Origin of the sequence: Vibrio sp. Y42_MX_L11, assembly GCF_024181785.1 — a bacterium.
Lineage (GTDB): Bacteria > Pseudomonadota > Gammaproteobacteria > Enterobacterales > Vibrionaceae > Vibrio > Vibrio diabolicus.
Genome location: NZ_JAMZAP010000004.1, coordinates 233,600 through 253,706 on the forward strand (window position 1 = coordinate 233,600; position 20,107 = coordinate 253,706).

Annotated in this window: 20 protein-coding genes and 1 riboswitch; of the genes, 6 read left to right on the forward strand and 14 right to left on the reverse strand. The window is 46.2% G+C overall.

All coding sequences use genetic code 11. The features are described 5' to 3' along the window. Positions 1-186: 186 nt before the first annotated feature. The 6 genes from folA to rplU all read right to left on the reverse strand — a co-directional run bounded on the left by folA (position 187) and on the right by rplU (position 4,116). Entirely contained in the window at positions 187-666 is a 480-nt protein-coding gene (folA, locus tag NL643_RS06295) for a type 3 dihydrofolate reductase (protein WP_253644107.1), read from the reverse strand. A 9-nt stretch (positions 667-675) separates the two neighbouring features. Further along, complete coding sequence (locus NL643_RS06300; RefSeq protein WP_005392295.1) at positions 676-1,149, reverse strand: threonine/serine exporter family protein; 474 nt, start codon at positions 1,147-1,149, stop codon at positions 676-678. Next, entirely contained in the window at positions 1,149-1,949 is an 801-nt protein-coding gene (locus tag NL643_RS06305) for a threonine/serine exporter family protein (protein ID WP_150916207.1), read from the reverse strand. The genes NL643_RS06300 and NL643_RS06305 overlap by 1 nt, the downstream gene beginning before the upstream one ends. 195 nt (positions 1,950-2,144) lie before the next feature. Next, positions 2,145-3,320 (reverse strand): Obg family GTPase CgtA, encoded by a 1,176-nt coding sequence (gene cgtA / locus NL643_RS06310; RefSeq protein WP_005383091.1) that lies wholly within the window; start codon positions 3,318-3,320, stop codon positions 2,145-2,147. Between the two features lie 206 nt (positions 3,321-3,526). Next, entirely contained in the window at positions 3,527-3,784 is a 258-nt protein-coding gene (rpmA, locus tag NL643_RS06315; protein ID WP_005383095.1) for a 50S ribosomal protein L27, read from the reverse strand. A 20-nt stretch (positions 3,785-3,804) separates the two neighbouring features. Further along, positions 3,805-4,116 (reverse strand): 50S ribosomal protein L21, encoded by a 312-nt coding sequence (gene rplU / locus NL643_RS06320; RefSeq protein WP_005383096.1) that lies wholly within the window; start codon positions 4,114-4,116, stop codon positions 3,805-3,807. Between the two features lie 256 nt (positions 4,117-4,372). Here rplU and ispB point away from each other — a divergent pair, with 256 nt between their 5' ends. Further along, entirely contained in the window at positions 4,373-5,344 is a 972-nt protein-coding gene (gene ispB, locus NL643_RS06325) for an octaprenyl diphosphate synthase (RefSeq protein ID WP_005392297.1), read from the forward strand. A gap of 89 nt (positions 5,345-5,433) precedes the next feature. Here the strand turns inward: ispB and NL643_RS06330 are convergent, their stop codons facing one another. Together NL643_RS06330 and mdh are read right to left on the reverse strand one after the other, a co-directional pair. After that, positions 5,434-5,625 carry a hypothetical protein gene (locus NL643_RS06330; RefSeq protein ID WP_005392299.1) on the reverse strand — a complete coding sequence of 64 codons (192 nt, stop codon included), beginning with the start codon at positions 5,623-5,625 and terminating at the stop codon, positions 5,434-5,436. Positions 5,626-5,738: 113 nt separating this feature from the next. After that, positions 5,739-6,674, reverse strand: coding sequence for a malate dehydrogenase (mdh, locus tag NL643_RS06335; protein WP_005392300.1), 936 nt, complete (start codon positions 6,672-6,674; stop codon positions 5,739-5,741). A gap of 359 nt (positions 6,675-7,033) precedes the next feature. Between mdh and argR the strand changes: the two genes are divergently transcribed. The 4 genes from argR to NL643_RS06355 all read left to right on the forward strand — a co-directional run bounded on the left by argR (position 7,034) and on the right by NL643_RS06355 (position 12,234). Continuing rightward, positions 7,034-7,504 carry a transcriptional regulator ArgR gene (gene argR / locus NL643_RS06340; RefSeq protein ID WP_031780246.1) on the forward strand — a complete coding sequence of 157 codons (471 nt, stop codon included), beginning with the start codon at positions 7,034-7,036 and terminating at the stop codon, positions 7,502-7,504. A gap of 405 nt (positions 7,505-7,909) precedes the next feature. Next, on the forward strand, positions 7,910-8,878 hold the full coding sequence (locus NL643_RS06345) for a TAXI family TRAP transporter solute-binding subunit (RefSeq protein WP_253644108.1): 969 nt from the start codon (positions 7,910-7,912) through the stop codon (positions 8,876-8,878). 294 nt (positions 8,879-9,172) lie between these two features. Next, positions 9,173-11,752: a TRAP transporter permease gene (locus NL643_RS06350; protein ID WP_065644958.1), complete on the forward strand. Its 2,580-nt coding sequence runs from the start codon at positions 9,173-9,175 to the stop codon at positions 11,750-11,752. Positions 11,753-11,796: 44 nt separating this feature from the next. Next, positions 11,797-12,234 carry a universal stress protein gene (locus NL643_RS06355; RefSeq protein ID WP_005392306.1) on the forward strand — a complete coding sequence of 146 codons (438 nt, stop codon included), beginning with the start codon at positions 11,797-11,799 and terminating at the stop codon, positions 12,232-12,234. A 63-nt stretch (positions 12,235-12,297) separates the two neighbouring features. Here the strand turns inward: NL643_RS06355 and NL643_RS06360 are convergent, their stop codons facing one another. After that, entirely contained in the window at positions 12,298-13,374 is a 1,077-nt protein-coding gene (locus NL643_RS06360) for an alkene reductase (RefSeq protein ID WP_253644109.1), read from the reverse strand. A 92-nt stretch (positions 13,375-13,466) separates the two neighbouring features. Between NL643_RS06360 and NL643_RS06365 the strand changes: the two genes are divergently transcribed. After that, positions 13,467-14,414 (forward strand): LysR family transcriptional regulator, encoded by a 948-nt coding sequence (locus NL643_RS06365; protein ID WP_253644110.1) that lies wholly within the window; start codon positions 13,467-13,469, stop codon positions 14,412-14,414. Positions 14,415-14,432: 18 nt separating this feature from the next. Here NL643_RS06365 and thiQ read toward each other — a convergent pair whose 3' ends face one another. The 5 genes from thiQ to mpl all read right to left on the reverse strand — a co-directional run bounded on the left by thiQ (position 14,433) and on the right by mpl (position 20,002). Beyond that, complete coding sequence (gene thiQ / locus NL643_RS06370) at positions 14,433-15,137, reverse strand: thiamine ABC transporter ATP-binding protein (RefSeq protein WP_253644111.1); 705 nt, start codon at positions 15,135-15,137, stop codon at positions 14,433-14,435. Continuing rightward, a complete protein-coding gene (gene thiP, locus NL643_RS06375) occupies positions 15,137-16,723 on the reverse strand; it encodes a thiamine/thiamine pyrophosphate ABC transporter permease ThiP (protein ID WP_253644112.1) in 1,587 nt (528 codons plus the stop codon). The genes thiQ and thiP overlap by 1 nt, the downstream gene beginning before the upstream one ends. 41 nt (positions 16,724-16,764) lie before the next feature. Continuing rightward, the gene (thiB, locus tag NL643_RS06380) at positions 16,765-17,757 is read right to left on the reverse strand and encodes a thiamine ABC transporter substrate binding subunit (RefSeq protein WP_253644113.1); all 993 of its coding nucleotides are present in this window, start codon (positions 17,755-17,757) and stop codon (positions 16,765-16,767) included. Between the two features lie 72 nt (positions 17,758-17,829). Continuing rightward, a riboswitch (TPP riboswitch) is annotated at positions 17,830-17,966 on the reverse strand. A 37-nt stretch (positions 17,967-18,003) separates the two neighbouring features. Then, entirely contained in the window at positions 18,004-18,639 is a 636-nt protein-coding gene (locus NL643_RS06385; RefSeq protein ID WP_006742964.1) for a flavin prenyltransferase UbiX, read from the reverse strand. 4 nt (positions 18,640-18,643) lie between these two features. Further along, positions 18,644-20,002, reverse strand: coding sequence for a UDP-N-acetylmuramate:L-alanyl-gamma-D-glutamyl-meso-diaminopimelate ligase (mpl, locus tag NL643_RS06390; RefSeq protein ID WP_253644114.1), 1,359 nt, complete (start codon positions 20,000-20,002; stop codon positions 18,644-18,646). Between the last annotated feature and the right edge of the window lie 105 nt (positions 20,003-20,107).

Sequence of the window (20,107 nt, forward strand, 5' to 3'; positions counted from 1 at the left end):
AGCGAGACTAGGAATCTAATATCCGTACGCTGCGGGTAGATAGAGATACCTTTGACAACAAAGTACTCGTATAGAAGATCCTGAATCACGCTCCTCCGTCGCTTTCAGGATGATGGCAGGCCGGGATGGCCGCTCGCTGTTATACGAACGGCATTACCGTATTAACTACGCTGTTTTAATCTCGAATTACTTTTCTAACACAGTAAAGCGCATGTTGTAGGCGTTCTTCTCATCCGCTTGATACGTTTCTGAGTAGGTTTCCTTAAATTGATCTCCCCAGTCTGGGAACTGAGTATCACCATCAATCGCGGCTTCAATGTGTGTTACATACAGTTTATTGGCCATCGGCAGACAAGCTGCGTAAATCGCACCACCACCAATGATCATCACTTCTTCCGCGTCACCAGTCACGTCCAAAGCTTGCTCAATCGATGTTACGGTAGTGACGCCTTCGATCTTTAGTGTCTCATCACGGCTGATAACAATATTCAAGCGACCAGGTAAAGGGCGACCAATAGACTCATAGGTTTTGCGTCCCATCACAACAGGCTTGCCCATAGTGCAGCGCTTAAACCAAGCGAAATCGGCGGGAAGATGCCAAGGCATTTGATTGTCTTTGCCAATGATGCGATTGTCGGCCATCGCGGCAATCATACTAATGATCATGTTAGGTCCTTATACAATTGGTCTGCGGCGATAGAATAACAGCCCTGGAACAGCAAGACCAACAGCTAAGCCTGCAATAATAAACATGGCCTTAAGAAAGTTCTCCATACAAGTTGCAACGAGCTCAGGTGAATAACCAATATGGTTGATCTCAACCATGGCTATCATTGCTTTGTAAGCAAACACGCCAGGTACCATCGGGATCAAAGCTGCCACAGTGAACACTTTTGGGTGCGCGAGAAAGCGGCGAGACCAGTATACCCCGATCATCCCAACTAGCGTCGCGGCAAAAAAGGTCGCCCATTCAATGGGAATACCAAACTGCATCATCAAATAACGGCTGCCGTGTCCAATCGCGCCGCCAACAGCGCAATACACTAAAGCTCTTTGTGGCACGTTAAAAACCAGTGCAAATCCAACTGCGGGAATCGCAGCGAAAAACATGTCATTCAGCAGTCCAAGCATCAAATCAAACAAACTCATTAGATTGCCCACCCCCAAATTCCAGTAACGCTCATCGCAGCAACGATGCCCAAACACGTCGCCAACGTCAGTAAGCTGGCCATCACAAACCGGGCAATACCCATGTTAATGTGCCCTTTCAGCATGTCTGCCACCGAGTTAATCAACGGGAAACCCGGTACGAGCATTAATACCGACGATGCCATTGCAACAGTGGGCAGATTGCCGATTTGGTAAATTTCCGCTTGCGCAGAAATTAAGGTCGTGACAAAGGCGGTCGCTGCAAAGTTCAGTAAAGGATTAAAGTGACGATGACCAATTTCTTGGCGAACGATCATGCCACCAGCTGATGCTAAAAAGGTCATAACAAATACCCCCCAATCGCCACCAGCCAGATGACTGAATGCCGCACATGACAAGCCAATCATAAACACCACCAGCCAGCGGTTATAACGCTCTGGACTGATGGCGTTCAGCTTTTTCTGCGCCATGGCTGCATCGAGCAGCCCACGCTCCATCATGATGCAGATACGTTGAATTTGCGTAATAACGCGCATATTAATGCCACGATCGGCACAACTTCGGGTGGTGGTGATGCAGTGTCCATCCATTACCGTCGTTACAACCAGTGCATTGGCAGATAGGGCAACCGCAACTTCATTAACCCCACAAGCAAGGCCAATACGGCGCATAATATCGCTCACCAGAGTACTTTCAGCACCATGAGCGAGTAGCATTTGCCCGGCTTGGGCAACAAGGCGAGAAATAGATCGTTGAGTGGATACCGCCAACTCTCCAGACGGTATGGTTTCTAGAGTCATAAATAAGTCTAATTCCTTTTAGGGTGTTGCTCATTCATACGTGAGAGGTCCAAACTAGCCCTCAAAAATCACGACGTATCGGCTATTGTGCCGTAAATCACACCATCTAAATATGATTTAGATACAAAAAAAGCCGCAATAAATAATTGCGGCTTAATGAATTATAGGCAAACAGGCATTGTTTGACGGTTCTGATTAGTCACGAACGTAGACAACGTGACCGTCATCTTCTTCATCGTCCCAGTCATCCCAATCGTCGTCATCATCTTCAGTGATAACGTCTTTACCCGCCATCGCATCTTTATGGTAGTCATCCCACATGAAGTTAACTTTATCTTCTTCAGCCACTTCTTCCTCTTCGCGAGGTAGATTATCCATAAAGTCAGCCAGTTTGTAACAAAGCTCTTTAGTGCCGTTGCGGTTGATCGCCGAGATCTTAAAGTACTCGTCTTCCCAGCCTAGTGCGTCTAAGATTTCTTGGATCTTCTCATTCGCTTCTTCTTCAGGCATTAAATCAACTTTGTTGAATACTAACCAGCGTGGCTTGCTTGCCAGTTTTTCACTGTATTGCTCTAGCTCATCAATGATCGTTAGTGCATTTTGCACCGGATCAGACTGATCAATTGGCATAATATCGATCATGTGCAGCAACACTCGGCAACGTTCTAAGTGCTTCAAGAATCGAATACCAAGACCAGCGCCATCTGCTGCACCTTCGATAAGACCTGGAATGTCTGCAACAACAAAGCTTTTCTCTGGTACGACACTCACTACGCCCAAGCTTGGGATCAACGTCGTGAATGGGTAATCAGCGACTTTTGGTTTTGCTGCTGAGACTGCGCGGATAAAGGTTGATTTACCTGCATTAGGTAGACCAAGCATACCAACGTCAGCAAGAAGCAATAGCTCAAGGCGAATTTCACGTACTTCACCTTTTGTGCCTAATGTTCTTTGACGAGGCGCGCGGTTTACTGAAGATTTGAAACGCGTGTTACCTAGACCGTGCCAACCGCCTTTTGCGATCATCACTTTCTTACCGTGTTCAGCAACTTCTGCCACGATTTCATTTGTATGGATATCCACTGCGCGCGTACCTACAGGTACACGAAGAACAATGTCTTTACCACGTTTACCAGTACAGTTACCGCCGCGGCCATTCTCACCACGCTCCGCTTCGTAGAAGCGCTGGAAACGATAATCAATCAGAGTGTTAAGGTTTTCATCGGCTTGGATATAAACATCACCACCGTCGCCACCATCACCGCCATCAGGGCCACCTTTAGTGATGAACTTTTCACGCCAGAAACTCACAACGCCGCTACCGCCGTCGCCAGCCTGAACTTTTACTACCGCTTCATCTACGAACTTCATCTTTTACTCCGACTACTTCGTGCGTGGATTAAATCTACTTTGTCATCTGACAATTTTAGCAGATGACAGATCTAAGCTCCCAGCCCACAAATAAGGTGGAAACGAGAAACTTCGATATGTCGACTGCCATAAATAAAAAACCCCGCCGATTCGGCAGGGCTTTTGAATTCAGCTTAAAGCTATTAAGTAACTTGGTAAAAACCTAATTACTCAGCTTCGATGCTTACAAACTTACGGTTCTTAGGACCTTTCACTTCGAACTTCACTTTACCTTCAGTAAGAGCGAATAGAGTGTGGTCTTTACCGATACCTACGTTGTTACCAGCGTGGAACTTAGTACCACGTTGACGAACGATGATGTTACCTGCAAGTACAGATTCACCACCGAAACGCTTAACACCTAGACGTTTGCTTTCTGAATCGCGGCCGTTACGAGTAGAACCACCAGCTTTTTTGTGTGCCATTGTTAAACTCTCCTAATAGATTAAGCGTTGATACCAGTGATCTTCACTTCAGTGAACCACTGACGGTGACCCTGTTGCTTACGAGAGTGCTTACGACGACGGAACTTAACGATTTTAACTTTATCGCCACGACCGTGTTGTACAACTTCAGCAACAATTTTGCCGCCCTCTACAAGAGGAGCACCAACTTTGATGTCTTCGCCGTTAGCAACAAGAAGAACTTTATCAAATTCTACAGTTGCACCAGTTTCAACGTCTAATTTCTCTAAACGAAGAGTTTGACCTTCGCTTACACGGTGTTGTTTACCACCAGATTGGAAAACAGCGTACATATTTTACTCCGCTTTTTCCGCACAGCCTTTCTTGAGGGTGTGCGCTAAACTAATCATCAATAGGGCGCAGATTCTACAGAATAGATGCTCCTATGACAAGCCATATTTTGAAAAAATTGGCGAAAAGCTAATCGCCAAAGAAAAGTGCGGCAATCATGCCCTTTAGTAATGTATTAATCAACGTTTTTTAGTGTATTATTCGACAATTATATAAATCGAATAAGCCTTGCAGGGTCTAACTTCAGCCGGATATACGATGGATTTTAAAACTATCCAAGCGCTTACTGCCGATGACATGGCAAAAGTGAATGAAACAATTCAAGCCCAACTTAATTCTGATGTCTCTTTAATCAACCAGCTCGGTTTTTATATCGTGAGTGGTGGAGGCAAACGTCTGAGACCGCTTTTAGCGATACTGTCAGCCCGCGCACTTGGTTACCAAGGCAACGGTCATACAATGGCAGCTGCGTTTATTGAGTTCATCCATACAGCGACTTTGCTGCATGATGACGTGGTCGACGAATCAGACATGCGCCGCGGTAAAGCAACTGCGAATGCTGCATTTGGCAATGCTGCTAGCGTGTTAGTTGGGGACTTTATCTATACTCGCTCATTCCAAATGATGACGGAGCTAGGATCCATGAAGATCCTTAAGCTAATGAGCAACGCCGTAAACGTGATCGCCGAAGGTGAAGTTCAGCAGTTGATGAACTGTAACGATCCTGACACGACAGAAGAAAGCTACATGCAAGTCATCTACTCTAAGACGGCACGCTTATTTGAGTCTGCAACTCAAATTGGCGCAATCTTAAACGATGCTCCTGAGCATGTTGAAATCGCAATGCAAAATTACGGTAAGTATTTGGGTACTGCGTTTCAGCTTATTGATGACGTCATGGATTACACCTCTGATGGCGAAGACATGGGTAAAAATGTGGGGGATGATTTGGCTGAAGGCAAGCCAACTTTGCCTCTACTTCACGCTATGCGTAATACCACGCCAGACAATGCCCTCATGATTCGCGAAGCAATTGAGAAGGCCAATGGCATGGATCGCTTAGAAGAAATTCTCGCGGTGATGAAAGAGGCCGGATCTCTGGAATACACGACGCAAAAAGCACTAGAAGAAGCAGACAAAGCAATCGAAGAACTATCAGTATTGCCGGAATCTGAATACAAGCAAGCGCTTATTACTCTGGCTCATGTCGCGGTACAACGCACGAAGTAATCATAGCAACCCATAACGCAAGACTTACAACAAAAAGGAAGAGCGTGCTCTTCCTTTTTTGTATCTGATACCTAATGCCGTGATAGGCGCTAGTAATATCTGTCACTACCGCCATGCAGTTGTGGGTCATCTTCTATTTCATCAAAGCTAACCGCAATCTGCTGATCAGAGCCTTGTTTCGACAACAGTACCGTCTCTGCTTCACGGTCGACCACCAATATCGTACCTACGCCCTGCTGGCATTCAACAACCATGCCTTTACGGATTCGACTTGCTTCCATCATCTTCTCCTTCACCACGTTGTTTTGATCAAGTAGTATTACGAAGCAGAGAAGCCAAAGATCAAAAAAGCCGATCATTTTGATCGGCTTTCTTCTTATTCGAGCTTTCTAGATTACTTTGCGAATTCAACACCAATGTTGATGTCGCCATTTAGTGTTTCTAGCATACCGTCTAGTGCAGACTTTTCGTAGTCGCTGAGTTTGCCGTAGCTTAGTACTTCTTCTACGCCTTCTTTACCCAGTTTCACAGGCTGTGCGAAGTAAGTCGCGTGCTCACCGTCGCCTTCAACGTATGCACATTCAACTACGCCTTCTTCACCTTGAAGAGCACGAACTAGAGACAGACCAAAGCGACATGCAGCTTGGCCCATTGATAGTGTTGCACTACCACCACCCGCTTTCGCTTCTACAACTTCGGTACCTGCGTTTTGAATACGTTTCGTTAATGCTTCTACTTCTTCAGCTGTAAACTCAACGCCTTCCACTTGAGACAGTAGAGGTAAGATCGTTACGCCAGAGTGACCACCGATAACAGGTACGCGAATGTCACCTGGATCTTTGTCTTTTAGCTCTGCAACGAATGTTTCTGAACGGATAACATCCAGTGTTGTTACACCGAACAAGCGACGCTTATCGTAAACACCCGCTTTTTTAAGTACTTCAGCGGCAATTGGCACTGTTGTATTTACCGGGTTTGTGATAATACCAACACAAGCTTTCGGACAAACAACCGCAATCTTCTCCGCTAGCGACTTAACGATACCAGCATTTACATTGAATAGATCCGCGCGATCCATACCAGGCTTACGAGCAACACCTGCAGAAATCAGCACAACATCCGCACCTTCTAGTGCTGGAGTAGGATCTTCACCCGCGTAACCTTTGATAGAAACTGGCGTCGGGATGTGGCTAAGATCAGCAGCCACACCAGGAGTTACTGGAGCAATATCGTATAGGGCTAAATCAGAACCAGCAGGAAGACGGTTCTTAAGTAGAAGGGCCAGGGCTTGACCGATGCCACCAGCGGCACCAATAACGGCTACTTTCATGTAGTTCTCCTTGAGAGTATTTCTCTTATAAACGTATTCGTAGGGTAGTTTGTAACCAACTTAAATAAAGCTATCGGAATCACAACTTGATTACAATCAATTAACGCTAGCTTTGCGACCTCGCGCAACTCGCTGTTACCGTGCTACAAATGGGGCTTGGATTATTCTTTTATTCTGTTGAAATGACAAGGAATTCAAGAAAACAAAAACAGCCCTACTTCATATAGTTAAAGAATTCCATGTGGTATATAGTTTACAGTGACGTAACTAACATAATACTGGGACTCTTTGGCACCGCATGAATATATATGCGAGAATATGCAAAATTGCTGACCCGTAATAAGAGATTCGTAATGACTATGCGCAATTCAGAAAAACAAGACAACTTAGTCCGCGCCTTTAAAGCCCTATTAAAAGAAGAGAGCTTTGGCTCACAGGGTGAGATTGTTGATGCACTCAAACAACAAGGATTTGAAAGCATTAACCAATCGAAAGTATCACGCATGCTGACTAAATTTGGCGCCGTCCGCACACGCAATGCAAAAATGGAAATGGTTTACTGCCTTCCTGCTGAGCTAGGCGTACCGACTGTAAGCAGCTCTTTGCGTGAACTGGTGCTAGACATTGACCATAACGCGGCATTAGTTGTTATCCATACTGGCCCTGGTGCTGCGCAGTTGATTGCTCGCTTGCTTGACTCACTGGGTAAATCCGAAGGTATTCTTGGTGTTGTTGCAGGTGATGACACTATCTTTATCACTCCAACGATGGCGATTACGACTGAACAGTTGTTCAAATCAGTGTGTGAACTGTTCGAATACACTGGCTAAGTTCTTTCACATTTAGATCAGCTAACTCTTTGTGGGCTATAAAAGAAATCTCATTTTGTAGCCCATGATTTATGTAAATTTTTTGCTTATCCAGACCATTATTTGACCACCTATTTTGTGATTAACATCACGCAATTGATCTTTTTAACTTCATTCACTTAATACTTATTAAGTGTTTGTTATAAAAAGAATTAAATCACAAATCTAACACTATCCTCCTGCACAAGATTCAGACTTATCAACTATAACATTTAACAATTGGATAATTTTCTGCCAATTTTTTGTTATGATTCGCTCGCTTTTTCAAACGATTGGATTGGAAAAGATGCCGTTTCCAAATAGGAAACTCCAGAAGTGATTTATGGTTATTTCCGGGTAAATAATGAATATAAGGAAGGGAAATTCATGGCATTTAACAAACTTCTCAAAGTAGGCGCTATCGCTGCAGCAGTAATGGGTGCAGGCGCAGTTAACGCTCAAGAGTTTATTACTATCGGTACTGGCTCTGTTACAGGTGTTTACTACCCTACTGGTGGTGCTATCTGTAAATTGGTCAATAAAGGTCGTAAAGAACACAACATTCGTTGTTCAGTAGAATCGACTGGCGGCTCTATTTACAACGTTAACACTATCCGTGCTGGCGAGTTAGATTTTGGTATCGTGCAATCGGATTGGCAGTACCACGGCTACAATGGTACGAGTAAGTTTGCGGAACAAGGCCCGTACAAAAAGCTACGTGCAATGTTCTCTCTTCATACAGAACCTTTCAACATCATTGCTCGTGCAGATTCAGGTATTGAAAACGTTGAAGACCTGAAAGGTAAGCGAGTAAACATCGGTAACCCAGGCTCTGGTGACCGTGCAACGATGGGCGTTGTCATGGAAGCGATGGGCTGGACAAACGACAGCTTCAAATTGGCGTCTGAGCTAAAAGGCTCTGAACGCTCTCAGGCACTTTGTGATAACAAAATTGACGCCTTCATTTACATGGTCGGCCACCCGAACGGTTCAATCAAAGAAGCAACAACATCATGTGATGCTAAGCTAGTTTCAGCAACAGGCCCTAAAATCGATAAAATTGTTGCCGACAACCCATACTACGCCTTTAGCTCAGTACCGGCTGGTATGTACCGCGGTACAGACAAAGACGTAAACAGCTTTGGTGTTGCAGCAACAATGGTAACGACCTCTGACGTTTCAGACGATGTCGCTTACAACGTGGCAAAAGCTGTGTTTGAAAACTTTGATACCTTCAAACGTCTACACCCTGCATTCGCAAACTTGAAGAAAGAAGATATGGTGAAAGCTGGTCTTTCTATTCCTCTTCACCCAGGTGCAGAAAAATACTACAAAGAAATGGGTCTAATTAAGTAATTTCCTCAGACTCCAAACTCACAGGCAGGAAAAGATGGTTTTCTGCCTGTTTGAGCATGCAGGTTGTAGCACGTGCTAACTGCATGCTTCATTCGCCAGTTTTCTTCCGAAAATTGCGAGTTCATACCCAAGAAAAACTTAAACGCCGCCTAGCAGAGTCTCCAAAATTCAACACTTTGAGTTCAGGCAGCAAAATACTCGAAAGCAAACTTCGCTCCATTCGCTACACTGATAAAGGCGAAGTGTGGTTCTCGAAAAAATCCGACAGGACCATCAATAATAAGGAAAAAGTACATGGCGACGAATCAAGCTCCGTCACAAGATGTGCAAGAAATGGTGGCTCAGGCAGACACAGGTGCACGTAGCCCCTCGGGAATGCAAGGACGAATCCTTTGGTTTGTTCCTCTGTGTTGGTCACTATTTCAATTATGGTACGCATCTCCGCTACCATTTATTTTTAATTTCGGCGTACTGAACGACACGGAAGCGCGATCAATCCACCTCACCTTCGCGATCTTCTTGGCTTTCACTGCTTATCCAGCGATGAAAAATTCCCCTCGCGATCATATCCCTCTTGTCGATTGGATATTGGCGCTAGCAGGTAGTTTTTCTGCGGCATATATTTACCTTTTTTATACCGAGCTAGCTGGACGTTCCGGTGCACCAACAACGGTAGATATCGTCGTTGCTGTCATCGGTATGGTTCTCCTTTTAGAAGCAACACGCCGAGCGCTCGGTCCACCACTGATGGTGGTTGCTGCTGTCTTCCTTACTTACACCTTTGCTGGCCCTTACATGCCCGATGTCATCGCGCATAAAGGAGCGAGCTTAAACAAGGCCATGTCTCACTTATGGCTAACAACGGAAGGTGTATTCGGTGTCGCATTAGGCGTTTCAACCTCTTTTGTGTTCTTGTTTGTATTGTTTGGCGCCATGCTGGAACGCGCTGGTGCAGGTGCTTACTTCATTAAAGTCGCCTTTTCTTTGCTGGGTCATATGAAAGGTGGTCCTGCAAAAGCGGCCGTTGTTGCATCTGGTTTATCCGGGCTTGTTTCTGGCTCTTCAATCGCAAACGTGGTAACCACTGGTACCTTTACCATTCCATTGATGAAACGTGTCGGTTTTCCGGGCACCAAAGCGGGAGCCGTTGAAGTTGCTGCCTCAACCAATGGTCAGTTAACGCCACCAATCATGGGCGCGGCGGCATTCTTGATGGTGGAATATGTCGGTATCTCCTACGTTGAAGTGATTAAGGCTGCCCTACTTCCGGCACTTATCTCTTACATCGCTTTGATTTACATCGTTCACCTTGAGGCGTGTAAAGCGGGTATGACAGGTCTTCCTCGTCGCCACAACCCAACGTTAGTACAAAGTTTGCTTTCCTTTACTGGCACAATCTTAGGACTGTGTGTGATCAGCGCATTGGTTTACTACGGAGTGGGTTGGACGAAAGATGTCTTTGGTGATGCCGCGACGCCAATTGTTACGGTTGCCCTGTTAATTGCGTACGTTGGCTTGGTGAAGATCTCAGCAAATCACGTGCAAGATGGCGCAATTGAGATTGATGCAGAGTTAACAGAAGTACCTGATCCTGGCCCAACGGTTAAATCTGGTTTGCACTATCTACTGCCTATCGTTGTATTGGTTTGGTGTCTGACTGTAGAGCGCTTCTCGCCAGGTCTTTCAGCATTCTGGGCAACGGTGTTCATGATTTTCATTTTGCTGACTCAGCGTCCATTGATTGCTCTGTTATCAAAGCAAGGTGACATGATGCAGCAAACCAAAGATGGCTTCGTCGATCTGGCTGAGAGCTTAGTTGCTGGCGCTCGTAACATGATTGGTATCGGCGTTGCAACGGCAGCGGCAGGTACCGTGGTTGGTGTTGTCACGCTGACGGGTATCGGCCTAGTGATGACCGACTTCGTCGAGTTTATCTCTGGCGGTAGCATCATTCTTATGCTGCTGTTTACTGCAATAATCAGCTTGGTTCTTGGGATGGGTCTACCGACAACGGCGAACTACATCGTCGTCTCTACGTTGATGGCACCGGTTATTGTCACGCTAGGTGCGGCACATGGCTTGATCATCCCACTCATTGCGGTGCACTTGTTCGTGTTCTACTTTGGTATTTTGGCCGACGACACCCCACCCGTAGGTCTTGCGGCATTTGCGGCGGCTGCGATTGCTAAATCAGACCCAATTCGTACAGGTATCCAAGGCTTTACTTACGATATTCGAACCGCCATTTTGCCATTCATGTTTGTGTTCAATACCCAGCTACTGTTGATGGGGATAGACTCTTGGTGGCATTTAGCACTCACTGTCATCTCATCGATCATTGCGATGCTGATCTTCTCCGCCGCAACACAAGGATGGTGGTTCACGCGTAACAAGTGGTGGGAAACCGTTCTATTATTAGTACTGACATTTTCGTTTTTCCGTCCTGGTTTTTGGTGGGACATGCTGTATCCAGCGAAAGTTCTTTCTCCTGGCGTTGAGGTAGCTCAAATCACGGAAACGCTAAATGTAGGAGAATCATTGGAGCTACGTGTTGCCGGCGAAAACCTTGAGGGCGACTACATCGAGAAAACGGTTCGTCTTCCATTCGAAGACAGTGCGACAACAGCGGAAGCACGCATTTCGTCTATGGGTCTGATGCTGACCGAAAGCGACAACAAAATGATTGTCGATATGGTCGAGTTTGGTAGCCCGGCAGAGTCTGCAGGTATCGACTTTGATTGGGAGATCAAGTGGGTTATCCAAGATGCAGAACGTCCGATGAAAGAATGGGTATTTGTGCCATGCTTAATGATTTTGCTGGTGCTTGCCATGAACCAAAAACGTCGTGCTCGTAAGGAACAATTGAGCGCATAACCGATTTGGCCCCGAGGACAAGGGGCCTTAGTGAGAGACATTGAATGTACAAACAAATTCTTGTTCCGGTTGATCTAAATGACCAAGGCTTTTCAGACCGAGCGGTTGAACTAGCGGTTTGGCAGGCAAAGCAAGCGAATGCGCAAATCCACCTTCTAACAGTATTACCTGGAATTCACATGTCGATGGTTGCTACATACTTCCCAAAAGATGCAGCAGCCAAAATGAAGCAAGACGTGAAGCAGCAATTAAAAGCTTTCGCCAATAAGCATATTGCTGAAGATGTTGTGTACCAAGTGCATGTTGCTGAGGGCAAAGCCTACGCGACGATTCTTGATTATGCAGAGCGCTTGGGCGCTGATCTCATCATTATGCCAAGTCACAAGCGTTCTAAAATCAATAAAGTAATGCTTGGCTCTGTCGCAAGTAAGGTCGTGGAATATTCTCCAATCAATGTGATGGTCGTGAAACCGCAAGGTTAAACAACTAAAGAAACGAAAAAGGACGCTAACATTAGCGTCCTTTTTATATTGAACAAGTAAGGATTATGCCATTACTGGGTAATCGGTATAACCTTCTGCTCCACCTAAATAAAAGTGCTCAGGTTTTGCCTCATTAAGAGGTGCATTTTTCTTAAATCGTTCAACTAAATCAGGGTTGGCGATAAATGGAACGCCAAATGCGACCACATCAACTTGATTTTCTGCAATTGCCGTTGTCGCTTCTTGTGCACTGTAGCCCACGTTCGCCATTAAGTGACCTTGATAGTTTTCGCGTGCTGGCTTGAGAACATCTGCTTTTTGTACGCCCTTTAGATCCGCACGCATCACGTGCCAATAAGCAAGATCGAAAGCATTAAGTTGCTTAGCTAAGTAACGAACCAAGCCAACCGGATCGCTGTCTTTCATATCATTAAACCCATTTAATGGTGATGTGCGCAGCCCTACTCTTCCAGATCCCCATACCTCGACCACTTCTTTAACTATCTCAAGTAAGAAACGAGCACGATTTTCGACCGAGCCACCGTACTCATCAGTACGTAAATTCGATCCATCACGAAGAAAGTTATCGATAAGATAACCATTGGCGCCATGTATCTCCACACCATCAAAGCCTGCTCTCTTGGCGTTTTCCGCACCTTGCTTAAACGCTGCCACAATGGAAGCTATCTCATCCACTTCGAGTGCTCGTGGTACCGTATATGCTTGCTTACCTGAAGGGGTATGGACTAACTCATCACGAATGGCTAGTGCGCTCGCTGCAACAGGCGTTTTCCCGTCATTCAGTTCAGGATGACAAGCGCGTCCCGCATGCCAAATTTGCAAGACGATCTTCCCGCCTCTTTCATGAACCGCATCCGTTACCTTTTTCCAAGCTGCAATTTGTTCTTCGCTGTAAATGCCCGGCTCTGCCATAAAAGCAGACGTTCCTTCCATCACCATGGTGCATTCAGCAATGATAAGTCCAGCACTCGCGCGTTGAGCATAGTACTCAACCATAAGGTCATTCGGGATATGATCTGCGCTGGCACGAGCGCGCGTTAAAGGGGCCATAATGGCACGGTTATTTAATGCTAATTGACCGAGTTCGATAGGAGAAAATAAGTCTACAGAGTTGGACATGTTGTTTACCTCAAATGACAATAACTTGATGGCTAAGGATGAAGAGCCAGACTATAATCAGATCAATATTGAAACAATATGGATAATTGAAAGTGATTGTTCGAAATTTAGAAACAATTGACTTTAGGACGCTCTCTATCTTTGTCACAAGCTGTCGACTACTGAGCTTAACCAAGTGCGCGCTGGAGTTAAACCTACCAAAATCTACTGTTAGTAAAGCCATAACCAAACTCGAACAACACTTTGAAGCCAAGCTCCTAGAGCGCACGACCCGAAAGTTGGTGATTACCGAAGCTGGTCAAATGGTTTTAGAGCGTGCTGCAAGCTTAGTTGAGGAATTTCACTCGATTGGTCAAGACGTTCAGGAAATGGAACAGCAGATCCAAGGTCGGCTTCGCATTGCTGCGCCACCAGCCTTGGACGCGTATATGGCTGAGCACATCTTTTTACCATTTTTAAAACAATGCCCAAAAGTACAAATTGCGTTAGAAGCATCGAACGATTTTGTTGATCTGTTTTCACACGGTTTTGATATGGCAATTCGAGTCGGCCAGATCGTCGATGATCGACTGATTGCTAAAAAATTGGGCTACACCACCCGAGTATTGGCCGCCAGTCCTGAGTATTTAGCTGAGTGTGGCGTACCTAAAACGCCAGAAGATCTGACAAAACACAACTGTTTGAGGTATCAATATGTTTCAGAAATAGGGCCTTGGACGCTGATCTCACACGATAATACCGTCAATGTTTCAATAACCAGTAACTTCTCAAGTACAACTGTAGAAGCAATATTGAAAGGTGCACTTAAAGGACTAGGCATCGCTAACTTACCTGTGCAAAACATGACGCAAGAGCTAGAAAGTGGCACCTTAGTCAGAGTGTTGCCGCAATGGCACACGGTACCAATGCCTATTTATCTAGTCTATCGTCCTGGAGCAAACCGCCCACGGCGCGTACAAGCAATGATTGACCATATCATGAGCTTAAGATCTCAATTTGAATTTGGCCCTCGGCATGGTTTGTGTTGCGGAGAAGCATAACCTAGCAACTATCAGGCACTAGCATGCTGCTCGGATAAATGCCGCAAGCTTCTCACTAGCATGCTGTTCACTCAATGCAGACATATCACCCGCGGCTTCCACTTTACCATCTGCCACAAACACAAAGTGGCTGGCAATCGCTTTGGCATCGCTTAAATGGTGCGTGACCATCAATACGGTTATTCCCCGCTCTGCTGCCAGTTTTTTTACCAAGCCTAGCATCTCTTCACGCAACACCGGATCAAGCGCCGAGAACGGCTCATCCAACAGCCACATAGGATGAGGCTGAACAAAACAACGCGCCAAGGCAACACGTTGACGCTGCCCACCAGAAAGGTGCTCAGGCAAACGGTCGAGGTACTCTGCAACGCCAACTTGCTGCGCGGCTTGTTCAACCTGACGCTTTTGGTCTACCGTGAGCTTCAGCCCTGGGTGTAAACCTAAGCCAATGTTGTCACGCACCGACAAGTGAGAAAACAAGTTATGCTCTTGGAACAGCATGGAGAAAGGACGCTGATAAGGCTCTTTACGCACAATAGACTCACCATCAACCCGAATGTCACCTTGGTCAGGATGGATAAATCCAGCCACCAACGCCAGCAACGTCGATTTTCCAGCCCCACTTGGTCCCATCAGCGACACAATCTGACCTTGCTCAATCGTTAAGTCAAAACGAAACAGCTCACGTTGGTAGGTGTACTGCACATCATCCAACACTAACATTACGCTCTCTCCTTCGTTTTCAATACTTTCTCAATCAAGGCAAAACAGCCCACACTCAACAACAACAAGGTCACCGATACCACCGCAGCCGCGTCCATCTGATAGCTGCCAAGCAGCTGGAATAAATACAGAGGTAAAGTGCGGAACTCTTGTCCGCCAAACAACGCGATAGCACTTAAATCGCCAATCGCAAACATAAAGCTGATCGCAAACGCATGTGCGAATGGCTTGCGCAGCGCCTGCCACTCCACCACTTTAAAGCGTTGCCAGCCACGCATGCCTAAACTGGCGCACACATACTGGTATTGCTGCTCGATGTGCAGCATTGGCTGTGCCAGCGTTTTGATAACGTAAGGCAAAGCCATCAAACCGTTCACCAGAATCACAACAAAAAACGCCAAGCTAAAAACATCGGTAAATGATCGCAACAGCAAGAATAATCCGGTGCTAATCACCAAACCTGGCGTCACCAAAATAATGGTGCCGATTAGCTCAATCTGATCGGCTCGCGTGTTTTTGTACTGCAACCGCCAACGGCGACTGGTCAACAATATAGACACGCCCGCAACAACCGCAAGCGCACTGGCTGACCCTGCCACTTTGAGTGAGTTAAATAACGCAGACCAAAAACGTTCATCGGTTAACACCGTCCAAACTTGTTGGTTGATGCCACTCAGTAACACCATCAATAACGGTGGTATCACCAGTAAAAAGGCACCTATGATCCAAAAGCTATCCCAAGCTTTTGACCACCCATGATCCTTCGTTAAATATTGCTGTACCGATGTGCTGCCAGCACTGATAGAAACAGGCTTTGTTAACTTCTGCACTCCAATGGCAAGCAGTCCACATAACAGCATCTGCCACAGCGCCAATAACGCCCCAGCTTGTAAATCAAAATCAAACTTAATCGCTTGGTAAATTGCCAATTCAATGGTGGTGGATTTTGGCCCGCCCCCCAATGCCATTACAGTGGCGAAACTGGTGAAGCACAGCATAAATACCAAACCACAAACGTGGGGAAGTTGCTGTCTTAAACGCGGCCATTCCACCCAACGAAACTTATTCCAATGGTTCATACCTAAATGCGCACACAGCTTATGTTGCTCGGCAGGAATAGATTCTAATGCTTGCAACAGCAAGCGCGCCGCGTAAGGTAAATTAAAGAACACATGGGCGAGTAAAATGCCGTTCAAACCGTAAATAGAAAATGGCAGTTTGCTATCGAAACTCTGTAGCCACTGCGCTAACAAACCGCTGTTGCCATAAATCGCTAATAGCCCGAAAACACCAACCAAAACAGGCAAAACTAGCGTCGATGCAAACAGCTTAAGAAGTAATGACTTACCCCAAAATTGGCGACGTGAAAGCGCGTGCGCAACTGGAATGGCAAAGCCAACACTGAGCAATGTGGAAAGAAAAGCTTGGTAGAAGCTGAACTTGGTGACATGTTGATAATACGGGTCGTCCCATACCACAGACACATCAAGTGAAGGGGCTTGAACAATCAAAGCACCTAGGGCAGAAACAACAAAGGTCGCGATGATCATCGCGACCCCTAAACCTATTTTTGGAACAGAATTCAAAGGTAAAACCTATCTCATTCAGATGAGGGGTGGAACGTCAGCTAAAACGTCAGTGCGCTTTGCCATTCGCGAATCCAAGACTTACGCATTTTTGCCACTTCATCAGCACTAAAGCTCAACGACTTGTTTGGAACGCTCAAGGTTTCAAAACCTTTAGGTAACTCAACGTCAGTAACAGGGTACATCCAGTTACCCGTTGGCATCGCTGACTGGAACTCATCACTTAAAATGAAATTCATAAATTGATCAGCAAGTTCTGAATTTTTTGCCCCTTTCACTTTAGCGGCGACTTCAACTTGCATGTAGTGACCTTCAGCAAAATTCGCCGTCGCAAACTTTGAATCGTTTTCCGCAATTAAGTGGTACGCAGGTGACGTAGTGTAAGAAAGCACTAAGTCCGACTCGCCGTTAAGGAACATGGAATACGCTTCTGACCAACCTTTCGTGACCGTTACGGTTTTGCTCGCTAGCTTCTGCCACGCTTGCGTCACATCGTCGCCATAAATGGATTTCATCCACAGCATCAAGCCTTGGCCCGGCGTTGACGTACGCGGATCTTGATAAATCACTTTCAAATCGTCGCGCGTTTCCACCAGCTCTTTCATGCTTTTCGGCGGATTAGCCAGTTTCTCTTTGTTGTACACAAACGCGAAGTAGCCGTAATCGTACGGTACAAACGTCGTATCGCTCCAACCGTTTGGTAACACTGTGTTGGCCGTATCCACATTGTGCTCGGTAAGCAGACCGGTTTTCTTCGCTTCAGCCATCAGGTTGTTATCCAAACCTAACACGATGTCGGCTTTGCTATTACCGCCTTCAAGACGAAGACGATTCAGGATCGACACACCATCGTCCAACGCCACGAAGTTAACGTCACAGCCACATTTTGCTTCAAAAGCTTGCTCGATTTTAGGACCCGGCCCCCAATCTGCGGCAAAAGAATCGTAGGTATAAATAGTTAATGGGTTTTCAGCAGCAAACGCTGAAGTAGAGGTAATTGCAGCTAAGGCAATCAGACTTGAAGTGGTTTTCACTGCTCGCTCTCCATGGGTATTTCAGAGAAATAAGTTGAGCGGCACAGGGTTTGAGGCGGCTATTAAGGACTTCCAATATCCAGACTCAATTCCTACGCCAGCATTATCTGGTTCAGGTAATACGGGTCCCTAGTTAAGAACTTAGGTCTCAGCGCCCAAATGCATTGATTGACTCAATGCTAAATGGGTTTGCTCCCCGATGAGTTGGATGGATTGTAAAGGTATTTGAGTGGTTACACAATCAGCTCACGAACGCTGGTCATAACCCCAACGAGGCACTAAACCTTGCTCAATACCTAAGTGGTCGAGAATTCTCGCCACCATAAAATCCACTAAGTCTTCAATGCTCTTTGGCTGATGGTAGAAACCCGGAGCCGCTGGCATGATGGTGACGCCCATTTGCGATAGCTTGTGCATGTTCTCCAGATGCAGCGTTGAAAATGGTGTTTCGCGAACGACGAGCAACAACTGCCCACGCTCTTTCATTACTACATCAGCGGCCCGTTCGATCAAGTTGTCCGACATACCGTGTGCTATGGCCGCAACGCTTCCCGCAGAGCATGGGCAAACCACCATTTGCTTGGGTGCAGCAGAACCAGACGCAACCGGCGAGAACCAGTCATCTTTACCGCAAACGGTGATGTTATTTGGGTCACAGTTGAGGTGTTCCACCAACGCTTGCTTTGCGGCTTCTGGCCCACTTGGCAACTTAAGGTTGTGTTCGGTTGCCATAACGACACGAGCCGCCGAAGAGATCAGAACGTAGACATGATAATCCGCCGCGACCAAACATTCTAAAAGGCGCAGACCATAAGGCGCACCAGATGCTCCAGTTAACGCTAAAGTGATGGCTTTTTCTGCTTGCTGCTGTTTGTTTTGCATAAAATCAGACTTTTTGTTTAAGTTGCTCGAGAATCTTGCCGTGAATACCGCCAAAGCCACCATTACTCATCACGAGGATTTGGTCACCGGGCTGCGCACGTTCAACGATTTTCGCTACAAAGTTATCGATGTCAGCGTCAACAAAAGCAGGTTGCTGACATTGTTCCGCGATATCTTGCACCGACCATTCGATGTTGTCTGGTTGGAATAAGAACACTTCATCTGCGCTGTGTAGCGAATCCGCGAGTGTGTTTTTGTGCACGCCGCGCTTCATAGTGGCAGAACGAGGTTCCAACACGGCAAGAATGCGTTTTTCGCCTACCTTGTTACGCAAACCACCGACGGTGAGTTCAATTGCCGTTGGGTGATGCGCAAAATCATCGTAAACCGTGATGCCTTGTTCTTCACCTTTGAGCTCTAAACGACGCTTAGTGTTGATGAAACGGCCCAGAGCCTGACAAGCAAGTTCCGGCGTTACGCCAACGTGTCGCGCCGCGGCAATCGCCATTAACGCATTATCAACGTTATGATCACCCACCAAATCCCATTCGACGGTACCGACCTTCTCGCCTTGTAGAGCAACTTCAAATTTTGAGCCATCGACCACTAATTTGTGCGCCTGCCAGTCGCCATCAACACCTGAAAACTGCTTTTCTGTCCAGCAACCACGCTCTAATACATCCGCCAAAGCTTGGTCTTGCTTCGGAGCTAAGATTAAGCCATTGCCGGGAACCGTTCGCACTAAATGATGGAATTGGCGCTTGATCGCCTCTAGATCATCGAAGATGTCAGCATGATCAAACTCAAGGTTGTTCATGATTAAGGTTCGAGGATGGTAGTGCACAAACTTAGAACGCTTATCGAAAAAAGCACTGTCATATTCGTCCGCTTCAACGACAAAAAACATGCTTTCACCCAAACGAGCAGAGACTCCAAAGTTACCAAGTACTCCACCAACTAGGAAACCAGGTTGATAACCGCAGTCTTCGAGTATCCAAGCCAGCATGCTCGACGTAGTCGTTTTACCGTGTGTACCCGATACCGCCAATACCCAGCGTTCGTGCAGCAAAAACTCGTTGAGCCACTGCGGACCAGAGGTGTAGCGCATGTTGGTATTGAGCACATGTTCAACACATGGGTTACCACGGCTCATGGCATTACCGATCACCACAAGGTCTGGTTGAGGGTCGAGTTGAGACGGGTCGAAGCCTTCAATAATTTCAATACCTTGAGACTCAAGCAACGTGCTCATCGGTGGGTAAACGTTGGCATCAGAACCAGTGACTTTATGCCCTAATTGGCGCGCTAAAATCGCAGCGCCGCCCATAAATGTGCCACAGATACCCAAGATATGAATGTGCATAAACTAAACCTTGTAATGCGTTCTTTAATGCTTTCATTATCGCGATCACAACCAGAAAAGCGAGAGACTTTAGCCTTCTTCTTGCAGTCCCTTTCACAAATATGA